We start from the raw sequence: 18314 nt of genomic DNA on the forward strand, positions 1-18314 counted from the left end.
GTCGTCACCCGGGCCATCGACCCGGTGGAGCTCGAGGAACTGCGCGTCGAGCAGGTGACCCGCGGCTTCTCCCCCGGCCAGAACCAGCAGGGCGACCTGTTCGCCGAGAGCCTGTTCGATTCGGTCATCTACGTGACATTCCAGGAGCTCGCCACCCGGGTCTCGCACCGCAACACCGGCAAGGCCTGCGACGAGCCGATCGCCGACCAGCTGTTGCAGCGCATCTCCGGTGACGAGAACCTGCACATGATCTTCTACCGCGACGTGTCGGCCGCGGGGCTGGACATCTGCCCGAACCAGGCGATGAAGTCGCTGCACCGGGTGCTCGACAACTTCAAGATGCCCGGATACACCGTGCCCGACTTCCGCCGCAAGGCCGTCGTCATCGCCGTCGGCGGCGTCTACGATCCGCGGATCCACCTCGACGACGTGGTGATGCCGGTGCTCAAGAAGTGGCGCATCTTCGAACGCGACGACTTCACCGGTGAGGGCGCGCGGCTGCGCGACGACCTCGGCCGGCTGGTTGGCGAACTCGAGGACGCCTGCGAGAAGTTCGAGGTGGCCAAGGAACGCCGCCAGGAACGTGAGCGCAAGGTGGCCGAGAAGAAGGCCATGAAGAACCTGTTGGTCACGACATCGTCGACTGCATGACGCTGACCGCCCCGCCCCCGGCAGTCGCAGCGTCGGCCCGATCCCCCTTGCGGATCGGGCCGTTCGCGTTGCCGAGCCCGGTCGTGCTGGCCCCGATGGCCGGGGTCACCAACGTCGCGTTCCGCACCCTGTGCCGCGAACTCGAGATCGCCAGGGCCGGAACCGTGAGCGGGCTGTACGTGTGCGAGATGGTCACCGCGCGGGCCCTGGTCGAGCGCCACCCGGTGACCATGCACATGACGACGTTCGCCCCCGACGAGACACCGCGCTCGCTGCAGCTCTACACCGTCGACCCGGAAACCACGTTCCGCGCGGCCCGGATGATCGCCGACGAGGGCATGGCCGATCACCTCGACATGAACTTCGGCTGCCCGGTGCCCAAGGTCACCAAGCGTGGCGGCGGCTCGGCGCTGCCCTACAAACGCCGGCTGTTCGGCCAGATCGTGGCGGCGGCGGTACGTGGCGTCGCGGGCACCGACATTCCGGTGACGGTGAAGTTCCGGATCGGCATCGACGACGCCCACCACACGCATCTGGACGCCGGGCGGATCGCCGCCGAGGAAGGGGCGGCGGCCGTCGCGCTGCACGCCCGCACCGCGGCGCAACGCTATTCCGGCACGGCCGACTGGGACCAGATCGCCGCGCTCAAGGCGCACGTCACCGGCATTCCGGTGCTCGGCAACGGCGATATCTTCGAGGCCGACGACGCGCTGGCGATGATGGCCGCGACCGGCTGCGACGGTGTGGTGATCGGCCGCGGCTGCCTGGGCAGGCCCTGGCTGTTCGCCGAATTGTCGGCCGCGTTCACCGGCCGCCGGGCGCCCACCCCGCCGACCCTTGGCGAGGTGGCCGACATCGTGCGCCGTCACGGCGAGCTGCTCAGCGCGCACTTCGGCGAGGACAAGGCCATGCGCGACATCCGCAAGCACGTCGCCTGGTACCTGCACGGCTTCCCGGCCGGGGCCGATCTGCGCCGCGGCCTGGCGCTGGTGAAAACCCGCACCGAACTCGACGAGCTGCTGCGCCGGCTGGACGGCGACACCGCGTTTCCTGAGGCCGCCACCGGCCCGCGCGGACGCCAGGGCTCGGCGGCATCGGTATCGCTGCCGGAGGGCTGGCTCGACGATCCCGACGACTGCGCGGTCCCCGCGGGTGCCGACGTCATGCATTCCGGAGGCTGAGCCGAGACGACATCGAGACAACGCTGTCACCCATCCGGGCTGGATGTCTCTCAGGATGTCTCAGTACGATGAGGATCTTGCCGCGGATCGCTGTAGGCGACGTTTTTTCGACGTTGGAGTAGCGCGGCCGGGCACAAAGCTGCTAGAAGACTTAGGGGTCAGCTGCTGGCGGCGCAGTACAGAGCCAACGCGCACCGACGCGCACTACCCACAGAGTCGGAGGCCGGTAGGACATGAGTGACGGCGATAGCGCCACTCCTGGCCGTCGGCGCCGCCGCGCCCCCGAGGACGGCCCCGACAATCAATGGATTACCCGATCCACGCAACCTTTGCCAGGCGCCGCGCCGTGGGAGCGCAAGGACGATCGCGAACTTTCCCCGGCACCCGATGAATCGACCCCCGACGAGCCGAGCGGCAACCACGCCGACGGGGTCACTGTCGCCGACCTGATCGCCAAGGTCTCCGGGACCGGATCGGGGTCGCGGCGCCACCGCTCCAAACACCGGTTGGACCCCGAACCCGAGCCCCAGCCCGAACCTGAACCCGAACCCGAGCCCCGGCCGGAACCCGAACCCCGGCCCGAACCGGAATCTCGGGCACCGGCCGCACCGGAGCCGGTGCGTGCGCCGGAGGGCGCGGTCGAGCGGACCGAGATCCTCGAACCGGTGCGGTTCGACCCCACCGACGAGCAGCCCGATGCGTATCCCGACGAGCAGTATCCGGATGCCTATGCCGCCGAGCCGTATCCCGACGGATACGAGGCCGAGGACTATCCGACCGGGGTGCTCGACGTCGTGCCTGCGCCCGAACCGGCCGCGCTCGACCGGGAACCGGAAACCGAGATCATTCCGGCGGTCGGGTCCGAACCGCGCCCACCGTGGCGGGTCCGCCGCCGTCCGCCGCACGCGCGCTCGGCCCCGCCGCCCGACGATGGAGACGAGCCCGACGAACCGGACCTTCCGACCCACCGCCGGGCGATGCTGGCCGGCCGCGTCGCCGCGGCCGTGATCGCCGTCCTGGCGCTGGTTCTGACCGGTTCGGCATGGCAGTGGCAGAGCTCGAAGAACAACCTGCTCAACAAGGTCGCCGCGCTCGACCCGAACTCGCGCGACATCCTCGACCCGAACTCCCAGTTCGGCGATGAAAACTTTCTGATCGTCGGCGTAGACAGCCGCTTCGGTGAGAACGCGGGCATGGGCGCCGGCGACACCGAGGACGCCGGCGGTGCCCGCTCCGACACCATCATGCTGGTCAACATCCCGGCCGACCGGAAGCGGGTGGTGGCCGTGTCGTTCCCGCGCGACCTGGCGATCAGCCCGATCGAATGCGAACCGTGGAATCCCGAGACCTCCACCTACGGTCCGCTCTACGACGAGGAGTCCGGAACCTACGGCCCCGACCAGATCTACACCGAGACCAAGCTGAATTCGGCGTTCGCGTTCGGCGGGCCCAAGTGTCTGGTGAAGGTCATCCAGAAGATGTCCGGGCTGTCCATCAACCGGTTCATGGCCGTCGACTTCGCCGGTTTCTCGAAAATGGTCGACGCGCTCGGCGGCATCGAGGTGTGCAGCACGACCCCGTTGGAGGATTACGAGCTCGGCACCGTGCTGGCCAACGCGGGCAGGCAGACCATCGACGGGCACACCGCGCTGAACTATGTGCGGGCCCGTCAGGTCACCACCGAATACAACGGGGACTACGGCCGCATCAAACGCCAGCAGTTGTTCCTGTCCTCACTGCTGCGGACCCTGATCTCGCGCGACACGTTCTTCTCGCTGCGCAAGCTCAACAACGTCGTCAACATGTTCATCAGCGACAGTTACGTCGACAACATCAGGACCAGGGACCTCGTCGACCTGGGCCAATCGGTGCAGGGCGTCAACGCCGGCCGGATCTCTTTCGTGACGGTGCCGACCACCGGCTATGCCGACGACTACGGCAACGAGCAGCCCCGCACTGATGATGTCCGCTCGTTGTTCGATGCAATCATCAACGACGACCCGCTGCCCGGCGAGAAGAACCCGGACAACACCCCGGTCCCGGGCACGCCGGAGTCGGCCACCGCATCGGCCCGGGCGGCCGGGGCCCCGCAGCCGACCACCGAGGCTCCGGCGGCGCCCGCGCCGGACCCCGGTGAGGTCGTCGACGCCGTCACCACCGAACCACAGCAGGTCACCGTTCAGGTGTCGAACTCGACGGGCGAGAGCGGGCTCGCGGCGACCGCGGCCACCGAGCTGCAGCAGCACGGCTTCAACGTCAACACCCCCGACGACTATCCCGGCCCGCTGCCCGCCACCACGGTGTTCTTCTCCCCCGGCAACGAGGAGGCGGCCGCCACGGTGGCGTCCTCGTTCGCCGATGCGAACATCGAACGGGTGGCCGGGATGGGCGACGTGGTGCAGGTGGTGCTCGGCAGCAATTTCGACGCGGTCAACGCGCCGAGGCCAAGCGGATCGGCCGTCCAGGTGCATCTGGTGCGCGGCACGAGCAGCACGCCGACCCATCTGCCCGACGACCTGTCGGTGACCAACGCGGCCGACACGACCTGCGAATAGTCCCGTTGACGGCATTCACCGTCCGTTCACCGACGGCATCGTGACTATCCGGCTCCTGACCGCTTAATCTTGGTGCATGCGTACCCAGTACCACGAACAATTGGAGTCCTTGACGGACCGGCTCGGCGGAATGTGCGAGTTGGCGGGTACCGCCATGGAGCGTGCCACCCAGGCTTTGCTACAGGCCGATCTGGTGCTCGCCGAACAGGTCATCACCGACCACGAGCAGATGACCACCCTGAGCGCACAGGCCGAGGAGGCCGCGTTCGTGTTGCTGGCGCTGCAGGCCCCGGTGGCGGGCGATCTGCGCTCGGTGGTGGGGTCGATCCAGATCGTGGCGGACGTCGACCGGATGGGTGCGCTGGCGCTGCACGTGGCCAAGATCGCGCGTCGCCGCCACCCGCAGCATGCGCTGCCCGAGGAGGTCAACGGCTACTTCGCCGAAATGGGCCGGGTCGCAGTGGAATTGGGGCATGCCGCCCGCGAGGTGCTGATCACCCGGGACCCGGACAAGGCCGCCAGGATCCGCGAGGAGGACGATGCGATGGACGATCTGCATCGCCACCTCTTCACCGTCCTGATGGACCGGGAGTGGAAGTACGGCGTGACCGCCGCGGTCGACGTGACCCTGCTCAGCCGGTACTACGAGCGCTTCGCCGACCACGCCGTCGAGGTGGCCCGCCGGGTCATCTTCCAGGTCACCGGTGTCTACCCGGACGGCGAGGCGGTCACCACCCAGCAGTGAGGTCGCCTCAGTCCGACACCACGAGCCGCACGCCCACCTTCCTGGCCCGGGCCAGGTCGGTCAGCATCCGGGTCAGCACCTGCAGGTCGGCGGTGCTGTAGCGCATGAGGAAATCGTGAAAACCGGCGTTCATCTCCTCGTGTAGACGCCGGTGCACGTCGGCGACGAGTTCGCCGTCGACGGTGAGTGTCAGTTCGATCTCCTTGCGGTTGCCGGGTATCGGGGCGCGTCGCACCAGGCCGGCCTGCACCAGCCGCTGGACGTGTTTGGAGACCGTGCCCTTGAGTTGTCCGGACCGGGCGGCCAGACCGACCACGCTGACCGGTCCGTCGGCGATCGCCGCCAGCAGGTGCATCGACAGCGTCGGCAACGCCCTGGCCGAGGCGGCCAACCGGGCCGGAACCCGATCGGCCATGAAGTCACGCTCGGCGTCGGCGTCCTGATCCCCGTCGAACTTGTCGCCGACCGCCCCGAGCAAGCCGGTGATGCCCTCGATCAGCTCGGGCTTGGTTTTCATGGAAACAATATTGCCATGCGCGGCCGACGAATATATGGTTTCTCTAGAAACGTTTTCCGTAGAAACCAAAGGGAGTCGTCATGAAAGCCGCGATCGTCAGCGAATGGGGCAAGTCCCCGGCCTACACCGACGTCGATGAGCCCCAACCCCGCGACGGAGCCGAGGTGGCCACGGTCGAGGCATCGGCCCTGACCAATATCAGCCGCGGCCTGATGTCGGGAAAGCACTACGCCAGCAAAGAGATTGAGCTACCCGCCATCCCCGGCGTCGACGGTGTGGCCCGGCTCGCCGACGGCCGCCGGGTGTACACCGGAGCGCTGGCACCCCACGGAATGATGGCGCAGCGCACACTGGTCGACCCCCGCGGCGCCGTCGAGATCCCCGACGGCGTGGACTCGGTGACCGCGGCCGCGGTGCCCAACCCGGGCCTGTCGGCGTGGCTGGCCCTATCGCATGCCGCCGCGGTCAAGCCCGGCGATCACGTGCTGATACTCGGCGCGACCGGGGTGACCGGTTCGATGGCCGCCCAACTCGCGGGGTCGCTGTTCGGCGCGGGCCGGGTGGTGGTCGCCGGGCGCGACACCGGACGTCTGGACTGGCTGCGGACGGTCGGCGCCGACGAGGCGATCGCGCTGGGCGAACAGGATCTGAGCGCCCGGGTGCGTCAACTCCACGCCGACCGGCCGTTCGACGCGATCCTGGATTATCTGTGGGGCGAGCCGGCCGCGCAGGTGCTCGGCGGGCTGGCCGCCGGGCACCCCGCGGCGCACTATCACGCCACCCGGTTCGTGCAGATCGGCTCGATGGCGGGCCCGACGCTGCCGCTGGACGCCGGGGTGTTGCGAAGCACCGGGATCAGCCTCTGCGGGGTCGGCATCGGCAGCGTCCCGCCTGAGGTGTTCGGGCAGGCCCGCGGCGAGGCCCTGCCCCGGCTGTTCGCCATGGTCGCCTCGGGTGAGCTCACCCTGCGCACCCAGCCCCGGCCGCTGTCCGAGGTCGAACGGGTGTGGACGGCGACCGAGCCGTCGGGGACCCGGGTGGTGCTGACCCCCTGATTTTTCCGCGCCCGTTCCCCCGCGAGCAGACGCGGCGGTACCCCGGAAAGCGCATTCCAGGGTACCTTCGCGTCTGCTCGCGCGAGAAAGTGGGCAGAAAAGTGTCAGCCGAAGCGGCCGGAGATGTAGTCCTCGGTGGCCTTCTGGTTCGGGTTGGAGAAGATCTTCTCTGTGTCGTCGATCTCGATCAGCTTGCCGGGCTTACCGGTGGCCTCGAGGTTGAAGAACGCGGTCTGATCGCTGACCCGGGCGGCCTGCTGCATGTTGTGGGTGACGATGACGATCGTGTAGTCCAGCTTCAGCGTGGAGATCAGATCCTCGATCGCCAGGGTCGAGATCGGGTCGAGCGCCGAGCACGGCTCGTCCATCAACAGCACATCGGGCTGCACCGCGATAGCACGGGCGATGCACAGCCGCTGCTGCTGACCGCCGGACAACCCGCCGCCGGGCTTGTCGAGCCGGTCCTTGACCTCATTCCACAGGTTGGCCCCCTTGAGGGACCGCTCGGCCACCTCGTCGAGGGTCTTCTTGTTGCGGACACCCTGCAGCTTCAGCCCCGCCACCACATTGTCGCGAATCGACATGGTGGGGAACGGGTTCGGACGCTGGAACACCATGCCGATGGTCTTACGCACCCCGACCGGGTCCACCCCCGCACCGTAGATGTCCTCGCCGTCGAGCAGCACCGAACCCTCGACCCGGGCGCCGGGGATGACCTCGTGCATCCGGTTGAGGGTGCGCAGCACCGTCGACTTGCCGCAGCCCGAGGGGCCGATGAACGCGGTCACGCTGCGCGGCTGCACCGACAGCGCGACCTCGGCGACGGCGTGAAACGACCCGTAGTAGATGTTGACGTCTTTGAGATCGAGCCTCTTGGCCATCAGTAGCTCCTAAACCTTCTTGGGGGCAAAGAATTTCGCGACCAACCGGGCACCCACGTTGAGCAGGGCGATCAGCAGGATCAGGGTCAGCGCCGCGCCCCAGAGCCGGTCGGTGGGCACCGGGTTGGCGCCCGCACCCGCCGAGATCTGGTCGTACATCATGCCGGGCAGCGATCCCATGAACCCGCCGAACATGTCGAAGTTCATCGCCTGGGCGTAGCCGACCAGGATCAGCAGCGGGGCGGTCTCGCCCATCACCCTGGCCAGCGCCAGCATCACGCCGGTCACGATGCCCGACAACGCGGTCGGGATGACGATCCGCACGATGGTCTTCCACTTGGGCACGCCGAGGGCGTAGCTGGCCTCGCGCAGATCCATCGGCACGATCCGCAGCATCTCCTCGGTGGCGCGCACGATCACCGGAATCATCAACAGCACCAACGACAGCGACACCGCGAAACCGGACCGTTCGAAGCCGAGCGTGGCGACCCAGAGCGCGTAGATGAACAGCGCTGCCACGATCGAGGGCACACCGGTGAGGATGTCGACCATGAACGTGGTGAGCTTGCCCAACCGGGTGCCACCGCCGTACTCGACGAGGTAGACCGCGACCATCACGCCGATCGGGATCGAGATCAACGAGCACACCACGCCCTGCAGCACGGTGCCGACGATCGCGTGGTAGACGCCGCCGCCCGCGGCGAACGCCGTCATCCCGGCCTGGGAGTTGGTGAACCAGGTCGGCGAACTGAGCGCGGCGATGCCCTTGGTGATCACCGAGTACAGCACCCACAGCAGAGGCACCAGCGCGATCAGAACTGACACGCTGACCAGCACAGTGGCCAGGTTGTTGGTCACCTTGCGGCGCAGCCCCACCCCCTGGAACGCGGGGGCCTTGACCGGCTGCTCGAGAGTGGAGGTCGTCATGAGCGTCCCTTCCCTGAGACCGCGGCGCGGGCCAGCGAGTTCACGATGAAGGTGAGGATGAACAGCACCAGGCCGGCCGCGATGTAGGCGCCCGCCTTGTACTGGTCGTTGAATTCGCTTGCGGTGGCGGCGATCTTGCTGGCGAAGGTGTAACCGCCGTCGAACAGCGACCAGCCGAACGCGGTCTGGGTGCCGCGCAGGATGATCAGCAGCGCGATGGTCTCACCGAGCGCGCGGCCCAGGCCGAGCATGGCGCCGCTGATGTAGCCGGACATCCCGAACGGCAGCACCGTGGTGCGCACGACCTCCCAGCGGGTGGCGCCGAGCGCCAGCGCCGCCTCGATCTGACCGCGCGGGGTCTGGACGAACACCTCGCGGGTGACGGCGGTGATGATCGGCAGGATCATCACCGCGAGCACGATGCCCGCGGTGAAGATGGTGCCGCCGCCCGCCACCGAGGCGTTGCCGGTCTGGAACAGGAACAGCCAGCCCATGCTCTCGTTGAGCCACACGGCGAGCGGCTTGAGCACCGGGGCCAGCACGTACAGGCCCCACACGCCGTAGACGATCGACGGCACCGCGGCCAGCAGGTCGACCATGTAGGCCAGCGGGCCGGCCAGCCGCCGCGGCGAGTACTGCGTGAGGAAGATCGCGATGCCCAGCGCCACCGGCATGGCCAGCAGCAACGCGAACACCGAGACGAACACCGTCACCTGCAGCAGGTCGAAGATGCCGAAGTGCATCGCCGACGTGTCGGTGGTGACCCAGTTGCCGCCGTAGAGGAAGAAGTTCTCCTCGTTACGGGCCAGCGCCGGGATGGCGCGCCAGAGCAGGAACACCCCGATCGCCGCGATCAGCGTGACGATCAGGATGCCCGAGCCCTCGGCGAGCCCGTGGAAGATCCGGTCCGCCGGGCGGGCCTTGGCTCCCTTGGAGGGGTTGGTGGAGAGGGGTTCCGGCGCGGGGAAGGGTGAGGCGAGCGCCTCACCCGAACCCGAGTCGGACGGATTAGGTGTAGTCACTGTTATCCCGTCGGGGACCTTGTCGGTCATATGGTCCGGAATCCATCCTCACCAAGTTGGTACGGCTACGCCAGCGGACTCAGGCGATTGCGTCGATCGAGGTCTCCAGGCGCTCCTTGAACGCGTCCGGCAGCGGCACGTAGCCGGCGGCCGACAGGTTGGCCTGACCCTGGTTGGCCGCGACCGTCAGGAACGACTTGACCGCCGCCGCGGTGTCGGCGTCGTAACCCTTCGAGCACACGATCTCGTAGGTGGCCAGGACCAGCGGGTAGGCGCCGGCCTCCTTGGTGCCGTACAGCGAGTTCAGGTCGAGAGCCAGGTCGTTGCCCTCGGCGGCGAACTTGGCGGCGTCGATGGCCTTGGCCGCGGTGTCGTCGGTCAGCTCGACCGCGCCGGCGCCGCTGTCGATCTGCGCGAACGGAAGCTGAGCCTGCTCGGCGAAGCCCTTCTCGACGTAGCCGATGGCGCCCGGGGTGGCCTGCACGGCCTGCACCACGCCGGAGGACTTCTGGGCGCCCTCGCCCGCGCCGCCGTTGAACTCGCTGCCGTCACCCTTGGTCCAGGCCTGGGGGGCCGCGGCGGCCAGGTACTTCTGGAAGTTGTCGGTGGTGCCCGAGGAGTCCGACCGGTAGATCGGTTTGACGTCAGTGTCGGGCAGGTTGACGCCCTCGTTGAGCGCGGCGATGGCCGGGTCGTTCCACTTGGTGATCTGGCCCTGGAAGATCTTGGCCAGCAGATCGCCGTTGACGACGAGCTTGTCGACGCCCTCGAGGTTGTAGGCCATGGCGACCGGGCCGAACACGACCGGCAGGTTCCAGGCCGGGTTGCCACCGCAGCGGTCGGCGGCGGCCTTGATCTGATCGCCGGAGAGGGCCGAGTCGGAGCCGGCGAAGTCGACCTGCTTGGCGATGAACTGCTCACGTCCGGCGCCGGAGCCGGTCGGGTTGTAGGACAGGTTCTTGCCCGAGCAGGCCTGGCCCCAGGCCTTGTTGAATTCGCCGATGGCGTTCTGCTGAGCCGTCGAGCCCTCGGCCGTCAGGGAGTTCTTGCCGCCGCAGTCCGCCGAGGAGGCGGCCGCACTGCCGGAGGTGGCCGAACCCGAGGCCGAATCGGAGGAGGTTCCGGCGTTGTTGTCACTGCCACACGCGGTGAGCGTGAGGGCCGCGATGGCGGTCGCCGAAAGCGCGGTGCCGATACCCCTGCCAATGCTGTTGAGCTTCACTTGTCCCACTTTCAGTTGACGGCTTCAGACTCCCCGGCAACGTATTCGGCCGCGGTGGACAGTCCGCGGACGGTGGGTTAACAGGCCGTGAACAGGTTCAGCGTGTTCACAGCTAAACGGGTTAACCGGTGGCGTACGCCGCGTCGACGGCGTACACCTCGAAACCCAATTTCCGGTACGTGTTGACGGCCGCCGAGTTATCAGCCTCGACGTAAAGCAGGACGGTAGCCTGTGAATTCGCTGTCAGACGCTTCGCCAGGTGGTGGAGCCCGATCAGGGTGAGCGCCGCGCCGAGGCCGCGCCCCTGCGCAGCGGGGTCCACTCCGACCACATAGACCTCGCCGAGGCCGGAACCATGCGTCTTGGTCCAGTGGAATCCGAGCAGCCGACCGGTTTGCTCGTCGAACGCCTGAAACAGCCCGTCGGCGTCGAACCAGGACTCACCGCGCCGCTGCGCGATATCCGCCTCGGTCCAGCCGCCCTGCTCCGGATGCCAGGAGAACGCGGCGTTGTTGACGCGCAGGATCTCGGCGTCGTCACCCGGCCCGGCGTAGGTGCGGATCCGCACGCCGTCGACCTCGCGCAGCGGCGGCAGGTCGGTCAGCGGGCGGCGCATCTGCAGCAGTTCGCGCGCCACGACCAGCCGCAGCGAGGCGGCCAGCGCCTGCGCCGGGGCGAGGTTGCCGTGCGCCCAGATCCGGGTCCCCGGCCCGCCCGCCTCCAGCGCCGCGCGGGCCAGCGCGGCACCGGTTCCGCGCCGCCTGGCCTGCGGATGGACCACCAGTTCGGCCATCGCCGGGTCGGCGTGTCCAGCCGGAGCCGGATCCTCGCCGCCGGCCAGCGCCAGATTCAGATAACCCAGCAACCGGTCGTCGTCGGTGGCCAGCAGGTGCCGGGTGTGGTCGCTGGCGAGTTCGCGTAACACCTGATCGCCGACGGGTGCGACACCGTCGTGGTCGGCGGCCGCCGCGATGAGGTCCCGGATCTGGCGTCGATCGGCCTCGGACAGGCCGGTGCGCCATGCTGTGGCCGTCACTGGCTGGTCAGCCGGTCGGCCAGTGGACCGCCGAGTTCGTCGAGCGCCGGACCGTACTCACCGTCATCGTCGGCGTCGAGCGCCTCGCCGCCCGCGCTGTCGTCGTCCTTCGGCTCACGTCCCTGGGCTTCGGCCGCGGCGCGGCCCCGGGATGGGCGCACCGCCTTGTAGCCGACGTTGCGGACGGTGCCGATCAGCGCCTCGTATTCGGGGCCGAGCTTGGCCCGCAACCGCCGGACATGGACGTCGACGGTGCGGGTGCCGCCGAAGAAGTCGTAGCCCCACACCTCCTGCAGCAGCTGCGCACGGGTGAAGACCCGCCCGGCGTGCTGTGCCAGGTACTTGAGGAGTTCGAACTCCTTGTAGGTGAGGTCGAGCGGACGCCCTTTCAGCCTGGCCGTATAGGTGCCCTCGTCGATGGCGAGGTCGCCCAGCGTGATCTTGCCGACATTTTCCTGATTGGCCGCACCGCCGCGGCGGCCCACCAGCAGGCGCAACCGCGCGTCGATCTCGGCGGGGCCGGTGCCGGGCAGCAGAATCTCGTCCAGCCCCCACTCGTGGTTGACCGCGACCAGCCCGCCCTCGTTGACCACCGCGACGACCGGGACCGAGGTTCCGGTCGTCCCCAACAGCCGGCACAGGCCGCGAGCAGCCGCCAGATCTGTGCGCGCGTCGACGATCGCCACATCCGCGTTACCCGCCTCCAGCAGGGAAGACACCTCCGTCGGCGCGGTCCTGACGGTGTGGGCCAGCAGCGACAGCGAGGGCAGGATCGACTCCGGGTGCGGGTCGACGGTCAATAGCAGTAGATCCAACATGCCCTCCGGCGCGCCGCGAATCAGGTCGGAACCACCGGACGCCGATGTCGGGGTGATGTCCCAGATTCCTAGCTGACATCTGGCCGTTACCGGCCATTAGTCACCTAACGATAACGCCTCACCTGCTGATCAGCCGCGCCGAACAAGTTCCGGCTCCTACGGTGGGGAACAATATGCCGGTGCGCAAACTCCTGATCGGGCTCGTTGCGACCCTCGTCGCGCTGGTTGTCGGGGCCGTCGGCACCGACTTCGGATCCGCGATCTACGCCGAGTACCGACTGGCCCGTAACCTGCGCAGCGCCGCCGGGCTGAACTGGGACCCGTGGGTCGCCATCCTGGGCTTCCCGTTCCTCCCGCAGGCCCGCGACCACCGGTACAAAGAGGTGGAGATCCGGGCCGCCGGCGTCGAGCACGCCGTGGTCGGCGAGGCGTCGCTGGAAGCCACGCTGCACAACATCGACCTCACCGATGCGTCCTGGTTGATTCGTCCGGATGCACCGATGCGCGTCGGCGAGGTGGAAAGCCGCATCATCATCGACTCGACCCACGTCGGCCGCTACATCGGCATCAACGATCTGCTGGTCGAGGCGCCCGAGCGGGATACCAACGACGCCACCGGGGGCATCACCGAATCGGGGATCTCCGGCAACACCGGCCTGGTGTTCACCGGCACCCCGAAGGCCGCCGGCCTGCACGATCGGGTCAGTGTCGCGGTGGACCTGTCGATCACCGGCGACGACCGGAGCACCCTCGTGCTGACCCCGACCGGGGTACTGACCGGACCGGGCACCGCCGACCAACCGGTCCCGGCCGAGAAGACGGACGCGGTGCTCGCCGAATTCGGCGGCACGATCGGCGGCCAGAAACTGCCGTTCGGCGTCGCGCCCACCAGCCAGGGTGTCCGCGGTTCCGACATCATCATCGAGGGGATCACCAAGGGAGTAACCGTCGACCTGAAGGGGTTCAGACAGTCATGAGCTCGTCGATGGTGTTGGCGATCGCGGTGCTGGTGGCCGCCCTTGGCGTGGCCTTCGTGGTCGGCCGGCTGATCACGCTGCGCGCCGGCCTGCTCAAGGCGGGCCGGGAAGCCGCCGACATCGACACCAGTGGCCTGGGGTTGTCCGACCACGGGCCGACGGTGCTGCACTTCTCGGCCGAATGGTGCGGGCCGTGCGCCGGGGTGCGACGGGTCGTCGACCAGGTGTGCACCGAACTTCCCCAGGTCTCACACGTCGAGATCGATATGGATGCCAATCCCGAAGCCGCCAGGCGGCTTTCGGTGCTGTCGTTGCCCACCACGATCGTCTTCGACGCCGACGGCAGGCCCCGGTATCGCACCAGCGGGGTGCCCAAGGTGGCTGACCTGCGCTCGGTGCTCGAACCGCTGTTGGCTTGACGGCCCGGTCTTTGGGTAAGCTGTCGCACGTGTCAGCCCGCCTTGAGCTCGTGCTCACCAAGCGCCGCGCAGTCGATCTGTGCCGCACCGCGGGCTGCTGCTGTTGTTGTTGCTGTCGTTGAGCGCAGCCGCGCGTTCTGACGCGCCCCGGACCCCGATTTCCGGCCCGCACACGACCAGACCTTCCCCAGCAACAGGAGTTTGTCCCCATGTCATCGACACCGACCAGGCCCGGCCCTGACGGTCAGCCCTCCCAGGTGGACGTGCGGGGTCCTCGGTTCGCGGCCTGGGTCACCACCGCGGTGCTGGTGATCACGCTGCTGGTCGCCGGGGTCAGCGAAACCGCGGCCGCGTTGCTGCTCGGCGCTCAGGCCGTGGTGTTCGCCGTCGGCGCGGGTCTGGGCCCGCGGCGCCACCCCTACGGCAGGCTGTTCGCGGCCGTGCTGGCGCCGCGCCTCGGCCCGGTCACCGAGCGCGAGCCCGTACCGCCCCTGAAATTCGCCCAGCTCGTCGGCTTCTGGTTCGCCGTCGCGGGTACCGCCGGATTCGCCTTCGGCATCACCTGGCTGGGTCTGGTCGCCACCGCGTTCGCTCTGGTGGCGGCTTTCCTCAACGCGGCCTTCGGTATCTGCCTGGGCTGCCAGATCTACCCGTTGGTGGCGCGGTTCCGCCGCGCGCCCAGCTTCACCCGATTGCCTACCTGAACCCTCTAAATAGCAAGCAAGCGAAAGGATTTCCTACATGGCACGCTCCGACGTCCTGGTCTCCACGGACTGGGCCGAGAGCAATCTCGAGGCACCCAAGACCGTATTCGTCGAGGTCGACGAGGACACCAGCGCCTACGACGGCGGACATATCGCCGGCGCGGTGAAGCTGGACTGGAAGACCGATCTGCAGGATCCGGTCCGCCGGGACTTCGTCGACGCGCAGCAGTTCTCGAAGCTGCTGTCCGAGCGCGGAATCGCCAACGACGACACCGTCATCCTCTACGGCGGCAACAACAACTGGTTCGCCGCATACGCCTACTGGTACTTCAAGCTGTACGGCCACGACGACGTCAAGCTGCTCGACGGCGGACGCAAGAAGTGGGAGCTTGACGCCCGGCCACTGTCGAAGGATGCGGTCAGCCGGCCCGAAACCAGCTACACCGCAAAGGATCCCGACAACACCATTCGCGCCTTCCGCGATGAGGTGATCGCCGCGATCGGCGCGAAGAACCTGGTCGACGTGCGCTCCCCCGACGAGTTCTCCGGCAAGATCCTGGCCCCCGCCCACCTGCCGCAGGAACAGAGCCAGCGCCCCGGGCATATCCCCGGCGCCATCAACGTTCCGTGGAGCAAGGCGGCCAACGAGGACGGCACGTTCAAGTCCGACGAGGACCTGGCCAAGCTGTACGCCGCGGCAGGCCTTGACGGCGAGAAGGAGACCATCGCCTACTGCCGGATCGGTGAGCGCTCGTCGCACACCTGGTTCGTGCTGCAGGAACTGCTGGGACACCAGAACGTCAAGAACTACGACGGCAGTTGGACCGAATACGGCTCCCTGGTGGGAGCCCCGATCGAGTTGGGAAATTGATATGTGCTCTGCACCCAAGCAAGGCCTGACCTTGCCCGCCGGCGTCGACCTGGAGAAGGAGACCGTGATCACCGGTCGGGTGGTCGACGGCTCCGGCCAGGCCGTCGGCGGCGCGTTCGTGCGCCTGCTGGACGGCAGCGACGAATTCACCGCCGAGGTGGTCGCGTCGGCAACCGGTGACTTCCGGTTCTTCGCGGCGCCGGGCACCTGGACGGTCCGGGCCCTGTCCCCCGCGGGCAACGGCGACGCCAGCGTCGCCCCGACCGGCGCGGGCATCCACGAAATCGACGTCAAGGTCGCCTAGCCTGGCTTGCCGGCTCGAATGTGAGCTCGGGTGCGAGGATTCGCCGGAATCTCGCACACAAGCTCACCTTCGGGCGGCGTAGGGGGCCGGTGCGGTATACGTCACATCGACCCCCGCAGTAGACTTCCTGCTCGTGGTGCTCTTCTTCGAGATCCTGCTGGTCGCGGCCGTCGTGGTCATCACGTGGTTCGCGTTGTACGCGCTGTACCGCCTCGTCACCGACGAGTCGTGACGTCCGGCTCGGACGTGCCCGAACCGGGCTCGGGCGACCGGGCGGTCGCCGAGGCCGCCGAACGGGCCAAAGCCACGGCTGCCCGCAACATCCCGGTATTCGAGGATCTTCCCGTCCCCGCCGACACCGCGAATCTGCGCGACGGTGTCGGCCTCGACGACGCGTTGTTGGCCCTGTTGCCCCTGGTCGGGGTGTGGCGAGGTGAGGGTGAGGGCCGCGACGCCAACGGCGACTATCGGTTCGGCCAGCAGATCGTGGTGTCCCACGACGGCAGGGACTACCTGAATTGGGAGGCCCGGTCGTGGCGGTTGGACGACAGCGGCGAGTACGAATCCCCCGGACTGCGGGAAACGGGCTACTGGAGATTCGTGAACGATCCGGCGGATCCGTCCGAGACCCAGGCCATCGAACTGCTGCTGGCGCATTCGGCCGGCTACGTCGAGTTGTTCTACGGCCGTCCGCTCAACCAGTCCTCGTGGGAGTTGGCCACCGACGCCCTGGCCCGCAGCAAGTCGGGGATGCTGGTCGGCGGCGCCAAGCGCCTGTACGGCATCGTCGACGGTGGCGACCTGGGTTATGTGGAGGAACGTGTCGACGCCGATGGCGGGCTGGTCCCGCACCTGTCGGCCCGGCTGGCGAGGTTCGTCGGCTGATGCGGCACCCGTCCCAGACCGTGGTGGTGTTCGCCGCGGCGGCTGTGCTGGCCGGGTGTTCGTCGGGCGGGCCCGAGCCCGCACCGACCTCCGAGGCACCGCCCGAGCACGGCTCCTACGCACATTGCCTGGCCGAGCACGGCGTGCAGGCCCCACCCGGCCCGGTCACGGGCACGCCCGCCGGAGTCGATCCGCAGGCCTGGCAGCAGGCCATGGAGGCCTGTTCGACGCTGGCGCCGGGCCCCGGCCAGCCGCCGGGCTGACGCCACATCACCCACACGCGGCCCGGGATAGCTGCCCCGCCACGCGGATTCGGAGAACGCCGGTAGCACCGCGCTGACAGGTCCCGGACATGGGGCGGCCCCCGAGCCGTAGTTCCTGGTTGGACTGACCGAGGGGCTCGGGGGCCGGGTGGCTGCGGGGAATTCGCCAGCGCGCGCAGGCAATTCACCCGGTGCTGCTAGCGGGCAGCCACCTCACATGTCCATAAGTCACTCAATTTGTCGGACCACCTCCTTCCTTGTGTACTGGCGAAGGTACCCGCGTCGGCCCGGCCCGACAACCGATTTTCGCTCAGCGATCGCTGACGATCGCCGCGTCGACCAGCCCCGCGATCTCGGCAGCGAGCGGGGCGTCCGGCAACCGCCTGCCGTCCAGGGTGTGCACCCTGGCGGCCAGCGTGACACTGGAGATCAGCCAAACTCCTTGTGCGGTGAGAAGATCCGCTGCCCGCAGGGCTCGGTGATCACAGTCGTAGCCCTTGCTGCGGGCTACGTCGAACAGGGCCTGCTGCGTGGTGCCCCGCAGGATCGGGTACCACGGCGGCGGGGTGAGCAGCACCGGCCTGCCGTCGGCGCCCTCGGCCGCGATCACCACCGTCGACCGCGGACCCTCGAGCAGGTAGCCGTCGGAGCTGACGAAGATGACGTCGCCCGCGCCGTGGCGTTCGGCGTGGCGCAGGGCGGCCATGTTCACCGCGTAGGACAGCGTCTTGGCGCCCGCGATCAGCCACGGCATCTCGCCGGCCCCGACCGGCAGCCCGCGGTCGAGGACGGCCGCCGCGACACCGTCGCGGCGGACACCGGCGACCCGGTCGGGCAGTGCCCCGATGGTCGCGAACGCCGTCGGGGGCCCGCCGCCCTCCCGGCCCCGGCTGTACGCCAGCCGCATCACCGCGTCCCCGTCCCGGTCGGCGGCGTGATCGGCGACCCAGCTCCGCACACCGACCGCGACGGCCGCACGCCAGGCCGCCAGATCGGGCTCCGGCAAGTCGAGCAGCGTCGCCGAGCGGGTCAGCCGGGCCAGATGGGCCTCCAACAGGCAGGGCCTGCCGTCGCGCACCAGCATCGTCTCGAAAACCCCGTCGCCGCGCACCGCCGCCAGATCGTCGGCATGCAGCAACGGAACGCCGGGGTCGTGCAGCTGACCGTCGAGGGTGACCAGCACGGCTGGTTGGGTAGCCATTGGTAGTCAGGGGCGCGGTGTCCGCAATGCGGATCCGTTTCCCCATCCCCCTTTCAATCCGTGTGTGCGGGAAAACCGCA

General features: G+C 68.5%; 21 protein-coding genes. 13 read left to right on the forward strand and 8 right to left on the reverse strand.

Annotated features, from left to right (window positions below; all coding sequences use genetic code 11):
* From ACWDTP_RS29235 to phoU, 4 genes are all read left to right on the forward strand, one after another.
* Positions 1 to 651 (forward strand): acyl-ACP desaturase (locus ACWDTP_RS29235; protein WP_450026373.1); only part of this gene is annotated, 651 nt, incomplete at its 5' end.
* Positions 648 to 1832 (forward strand): tRNA dihydrouridine synthase DusB, encoded by a 1185-nt coding sequence (gene dusB, locus ACWDTP_RS29240; RefSeq protein WP_450026375.1) that lies wholly within the window; start codon positions 648 to 650, stop codon positions 1830 to 1832. The genes ACWDTP_RS29235 and dusB, both read left to right, overlap by 4 nt.
* Before the next feature lie 233 nt (positions 1833 to 2065).
* Positions 2066 to 4387: an LCP family protein gene (locus tag ACWDTP_RS29245; protein ID WP_450026377.1), complete on the forward strand. Its 2322-nt coding sequence runs from the start codon at positions 2066 to 2068 to the stop codon at positions 4385 to 4387.
* A gap of 76 nt (positions 4388 to 4463) precedes the next feature.
* Positions 4464 to 5132 carry a phosphate signaling complex protein PhoU gene (gene phoU / locus ACWDTP_RS29250; RefSeq protein ID WP_450026379.1) on the forward strand — a complete coding sequence of 223 codons (669 nt, stop codon included), beginning with the start codon at positions 4464 to 4466 and terminating at the stop codon, positions 5130 to 5132.
* A gap of 7 nt (positions 5133 to 5139) precedes the next feature.
* Here the strand turns inward: phoU and ACWDTP_RS29255 are convergent, their stop codons facing one another.
* A complete protein-coding gene (locus tag ACWDTP_RS29255) occupies positions 5140 to 5649 on the reverse strand; it encodes a MarR family winged helix-turn-helix transcriptional regulator (RefSeq protein ID WP_450026381.1) in 510 nt (169 codons plus the stop codon).
* 80 nt (positions 5650 to 5729) lie between these two features.
* Here ACWDTP_RS29255 and ACWDTP_RS29260 point away from each other — a divergent pair, with 80 nt between their 5' ends.
* Entirely contained in the window at positions 5730 to 6704 is a 975-nt protein-coding gene (locus ACWDTP_RS29260) for a quinone oxidoreductase family protein (RefSeq protein WP_450026383.1), read from the forward strand.
* Between the two features lie 104 nt (positions 6705 to 6808).
* Here the strand turns inward: ACWDTP_RS29260 and pstB are convergent, their stop codons facing one another.
* The 6 genes from pstB to ACWDTP_RS29290 form a co-directional block, all read right to left on the reverse strand.
* Positions 6809 to 7585: a phosphate ABC transporter ATP-binding protein PstB gene (pstB, locus tag ACWDTP_RS29265; protein ID WP_450026385.1), complete on the reverse strand. Its 777-nt coding sequence runs from the start codon at positions 7583 to 7585 to the stop codon at positions 6809 to 6811.
* A gap of 9 nt (positions 7586 to 7594) precedes the next feature.
* The gene (pstA, locus tag ACWDTP_RS29270) at positions 7595 to 8512 is read right to left on the reverse strand and encodes a phosphate ABC transporter permease PstA (RefSeq protein WP_450026386.1); all 918 of its coding nucleotides are present in this window, start codon (positions 8510 to 8512) and stop codon (positions 7595 to 7597) included.
* On the reverse strand, positions 8509 to 9564 hold the full coding sequence (pstC, locus tag ACWDTP_RS29275; protein WP_450026387.1) for a phosphate ABC transporter permease subunit PstC: 1056 nt from the start codon (positions 9562 to 9564) through the stop codon (positions 8509 to 8511). Before pstC ends, pstA begins: the two co-directional genes overlap by 4 nt.
* A 49-nt stretch (positions 9565 to 9613) precedes the next feature.
* A complete protein-coding gene (gene pstS, locus ACWDTP_RS29280; RefSeq protein ID WP_450026389.1) occupies positions 9614 to 10756 on the reverse strand; it encodes a phosphate ABC transporter substrate-binding protein PstS in 1143 nt (380 codons plus the stop codon).
* A gap of 121 nt (positions 10757 to 10877) precedes the next feature.
* Complete coding sequence (mshD, locus tag ACWDTP_RS29285; RefSeq protein ID WP_450026391.1) at positions 10878 to 11792, reverse strand: mycothiol synthase; 915 nt, start codon at positions 11790 to 11792, stop codon at positions 10878 to 10880.
* Positions 11789 to 12610, reverse strand: a complete 822-nt coding sequence (locus ACWDTP_RS29290; protein ID WP_450026393.1) for a winged helix-turn-helix transcriptional regulator — start codon at positions 12608 to 12610, stop codon at positions 11789 to 11791. Before ACWDTP_RS29290 ends, mshD begins: the two co-directional genes overlap by 4 nt.
* 173 nt (positions 12611 to 12783) lie before the next feature.
* Here ACWDTP_RS29290 and lmeA point away from each other — a divergent pair, with 173 nt between their 5' ends.
* The 8 genes from lmeA (at position 12784) to ACWDTP_RS29330 (ending at position 17033) form a co-directional block, all read left to right on the forward strand.
* Entirely contained in the window at positions 12784 to 13587 is an 804-nt protein-coding gene (gene lmeA, locus ACWDTP_RS29295) for a mannan chain length control protein LmeA (RefSeq protein ID WP_450026394.1), read from the forward strand.
* Positions 13584 to 14006 carry a thioredoxin family protein gene (locus ACWDTP_RS29300; protein WP_450026396.1) on the forward strand — a complete coding sequence of 141 codons (423 nt, stop codon included), beginning with the start codon at positions 13584 to 13586 and terminating at the stop codon, positions 14004 to 14006. The genes lmeA and ACWDTP_RS29300 overlap by 4 nt, the downstream gene beginning before the upstream one ends.
* A 29-nt stretch (positions 14007 to 14035) precedes the next feature.
* Positions 14036 to 14128, forward strand: a complete 93-nt coding sequence (locus tag ACWDTP_RS29305) for an Ms5788A family Cys-rich leader peptide (protein WP_450026398.1) — start codon at positions 14036 to 14038, stop codon at positions 14126 to 14128.
* A gap of 87 nt (positions 14129 to 14215) precedes the next feature.
* On the forward strand, positions 14216 to 14710 hold the full coding sequence (locus ACWDTP_RS29310) for a DUF4395 domain-containing protein (RefSeq protein WP_450026400.1): 495 nt from the start codon (positions 14216 to 14218) through the stop codon (positions 14708 to 14710).
* Positions 14711 to 14747: 37 nt separating this feature from the next.
* The gene (locus ACWDTP_RS29315) at positions 14748 to 15581 is read left to right on the forward strand and encodes a sulfurtransferase (protein ID WP_450026402.1); all 834 of its coding nucleotides are present in this window, start codon (positions 14748 to 14750) and stop codon (positions 15579 to 15581) included.
* Between the two features lies 1 nt (position 15582).
* A complete protein-coding gene (locus tag ACWDTP_RS29320) occupies positions 15583 to 15885 on the forward strand; it encodes a DUF1416 domain-containing protein (protein ID WP_450026404.1) in 303 nt (100 codons plus the stop codon).
* Between the two features lie 228 nt (positions 15886 to 16113).
* On the forward strand, positions 16114 to 16770 hold the full coding sequence (locus ACWDTP_RS29325) for an FABP family protein (RefSeq protein ID WP_450026406.1): 657 nt from the start codon (positions 16114 to 16116) through the stop codon (positions 16768 to 16770).
* A complete protein-coding gene (locus tag ACWDTP_RS29330) occupies positions 16770 to 17033 on the forward strand; it encodes a hypothetical protein (RefSeq protein WP_450026408.1) in 264 nt (87 codons plus the stop codon). The genes ACWDTP_RS29325 and ACWDTP_RS29330 overlap by 1 nt, the downstream gene beginning before the upstream one ends.
* Positions 17034 to 17343: 310 nt before the next feature.
* On the opposite strand, the gene ACWDTP_RS29335 is transcribed toward ACWDTP_RS29330, so the two are convergent.
* Complete coding sequence (locus ACWDTP_RS29335; RefSeq protein WP_450026410.1) at positions 17344 to 18234, reverse strand: aminodeoxychorismate lyase; 891 nt, start codon at positions 18232 to 18234, stop codon at positions 17344 to 17346.
* Between the last annotated feature and the right edge of the window lie 80 nt (positions 18235 to 18314).

Source organism: Mycobacterium sp. NPDC003449, assembly GCF_053588415.1.

Coding starts and splice junctions, on each gene's coding strand:
- ACWDTP_RS29320 (WP_450026404.1), top strand. CDS start 15,583: ATGTGCTCTGCACCCAAGCAAGGCCTGACCTTGCCCGCCGGCGTCGAC.
- lmeA (WP_450026394.1), top strand. CDS start 12,784: ATGCCGGTGCGCAAACTCCTGATCGGGCTCGTTGCGACCCTCGTCGCG.
- pstA (WP_450026386.1), bottom strand. CDS start 8,512: ATGACGACCTCCACTCTCGAGCAGCCGGTCAAGGCCCCCGCGTTCCAG.
- ACWDTP_RS29300 (WP_450026396.1), top strand. CDS start 13,584: ATGAGCTCGTCGATGGTGTTGGCGATCGCGGTGCTGGTGGCCGCCCTT.
- ACWDTP_RS29310 (WP_450026400.1), top strand. CDS start 14,216: ATGTCATCGACACCGACCAGGCCCGGCCCTGACGGTCAGCCCTCCCAG.
- ACWDTP_RS29255 (WP_450026381.1), bottom strand. CDS start 5,649: ATGAAAACCAAGCCCGAGCTGATCGAGGGCATCACCGGCTTGCTCGGG.
- ACWDTP_RS29315 (WP_450026402.1), top strand. CDS start 14,748: ATGGCACGCTCCGACGTCCTGGTCTCCACGGACTGGGCCGAGAGCAAT.
- ACWDTP_RS29335 (WP_450026410.1), bottom strand. CDS start 18,234: ATGGCTACCCAACCAGCCGTGCTGGTCACCCTCGACGGTCAGCTGCAC.
- pstB (WP_450026385.1), bottom strand. CDS start 7,585: ATGGCCAAGAGGCTCGATCTCAAAGACGTCAACATCTACTACGGGTCG.
- ACWDTP_RS29260 (WP_450026383.1), top strand. CDS start 5,730: ATGAAAGCCGCGATCGTCAGCGAATGGGGCAAGTCCCCGGCCTACACC.
- phoU (WP_450026379.1), top strand. CDS start 4,464: ATGCGTACCCAGTACCACGAACAATTGGAGTCCTTGACGGACCGGCTC.
- pstC (WP_450026387.1), bottom strand. CDS start 9,564: ATGACCGACAAGGTCCCCGACGGGATAACAGTGACTACACCTAATCCG.
- ACWDTP_RS29330 (WP_450026408.1), top strand. CDS start 16,770: ATGCGGCACCCGTCCCAGACCGTGGTGGTGTTCGCCGCGGCGGCTGTG.
- ACWDTP_RS29290 (WP_450026393.1), bottom strand. CDS start 12,610: ATGTTGGATCTACTGCTATTGACCGTCGACCCGCACCCGGAGTCGATC.
- dusB (WP_450026375.1), top strand. CDS start 648: ATGACGCTGACCGCCCCGCCCCCGGCAGTCGCAGCGTCGGCCCGATCC.
- ACWDTP_RS29245 (WP_450026377.1), top strand. CDS start 2,066: ATGAGTGACGGCGATAGCGCCACTCCTGGCCGTCGGCGCCGCCGCGCC.